Source organism: Catonella morbi ATCC 51271 (assembly GCF_000160035.2).
GTDB lineage: Bacteria > Bacillota > Clostridia > Lachnospirales > Lachnospiraceae > Catonella > Catonella morbi.
This window is the reverse complement of sequence record NZ_KI535373.1, coordinates 1-1,714: the sequence shown is the minus strand read 5'-3', so window position 1 is coordinate 1,714 and position 1,714 is coordinate 1. Positions and strand designations below refer to the sequence as shown.

At 32.4% G+C, this 1,714-nt stretch carries 3 protein-coding genes; all 3 read left to right on the top strand.

From position 1 onward, the window contains the following. A partial coding sequence (locus tag GCWU000282_RS16875; protein WP_023356182.1) for a hypothetical protein occupies positions 1-372 on the top strand: 372 nt, incomplete at its 5' end. Between the two features lie 361 nt (positions 373-733). Beyond that, positions 734-1,294: a hypothetical protein gene (locus tag GCWU000282_RS15630; protein ID WP_023356181.1), complete on the top strand. Its 561-nt coding sequence runs from the start codon at positions 734-736 to the stop codon at positions 1,292-1,294. A 159-nt stretch (positions 1,295-1,453) separates the two neighbouring features. Beyond that, a partial coding sequence (locus GCWU000282_RS15625) for a hypothetical protein (RefSeq protein ID WP_156913169.1) occupies positions 1,454-1,714 on the top strand: 261 nt, incomplete at its 3' end.

Genomic DNA, 1,714 nt, shown 5'->3' with positions numbered 1-1,714 from the left:
TTTCCTACAAACTCTGAATTGATTAAAACACCATCAACTCACGAAAATGTAATATACTACTCTGTTGACAGTAATAAAAGACTTAAAGGAAACAGGTTTTTGAGATTTGCATTATATGATTTGGAATGCAATTATGTACAACTCTGCTTTTCAGCGGATAAGGGAGATGGAGAACTATCTGCTTGGAAAAATGTTTCTGTGCATGTGAATGACAAAGTATATGGATACACAATTGTGGAAGTTTCTTCCAGCTGGAAAAGAGACTACATAGCATTTCTTATTGAAGATGTAAATCAAGATGATAAAATAAGCTTTTCATATGGTGATCAGACAATAAGTCTTGATAAATCATTGTTAAGTTACCAAAGGTAAGATATATTAAGTACAGATATTACTTATAGCCTGAGAAAGGTGGAAATGAGCATAGAAGAGCTAAGTTTCATAATATTAGACCGGAAGTAGTTAGAGAGTGAGCGTAAAATTTTATTTGTAAAGATTTTACGCTATTTTTGATATTCATCTGAATGGTATATATACCAAAAGTGTACGAAAAAAAACGTCTGGTTTTGGTATATAAATTCTGATTTTATATGGTAAACTTCGTTTCAATAACCAAATAACTTGGTAAAAAGTGGGGAGAATTCAAAAAAGAGATGGATGATTGAGAATACTATAACGAAGAATAAAAATGGTGTGGTTTGTTGTAGATATAGATGCCTGAAAGGAGATACTTATGAAAAAGTACTTTGCTTTGTTTCTTTCGTTTCTGATAATTTTATCTTTTACTGTTACAATTTTTGCTGACAGTAATGAGAATAGCAGAAGTCTTGAAACAGAATTTAGCCATGAAATATATAAATTAGCTGATAAGCATTCAACCGTTATTGGTGATTTGAAGGAGTTTACACCGTTTGAAGTTAACAGACATAAAATCAGACTTTACACTGAAACTTTGATAACTGCCGACAAGGCAATGGAATTGTACCCTGATGCCTATAATATGTGTGTTGAAGGAGCAGCTGAATATAATCTGCCTACCTCAATTGATGACAGGGAATTTCAGGAATTTGCCAAAATTTATGCAGGCATGAATGAAAACGGCTCAGAAGAGTTTATTGCCCAATGCATGGAATTTGCAAGATTTTTAGATTACTATGAGAATTCAGATATAAATAAGCAAATTTTATCATTAGCCGGCTCAAAAGATGAAAGTTCTGCATATGAATTGGAAGACATTATGCCGTACTATGGGGATTCCACTGCTCCTGCTGATGAATTTGACTTTAAGGATTGAGTATAGTGCAAGAAAAAATTCATACAATAGAGCTTAAAGCAGAAGTAAAGTTAAATATTGATGCTGATTCTTATGTATCCGCGATTATATTAAGAGATAAAGATGTGAGATAAATGACATTAGATAAGAATGATGGCTTATGGAAATGGGGCAAAGGAAATGGATTTGGTTATTAAACATAAAAATCTCAGTATTATGATAACGGCACTGATTGTACTTGCAATATGCTGGGCGGTTATATTTCCTACAAATTCTGAATTGATTATAACACCATCAACTCACGAAAATGTAATATACTACTCTGTTGACAGTAATAAAAGACTTAAAGGAAACAGGTTTTTGAGATTTGCATTATATGATTTGGAATGCAATTATGTACAACTCTGCTTTTCAGTGGATAAGGGAGATGGAGAACTATCT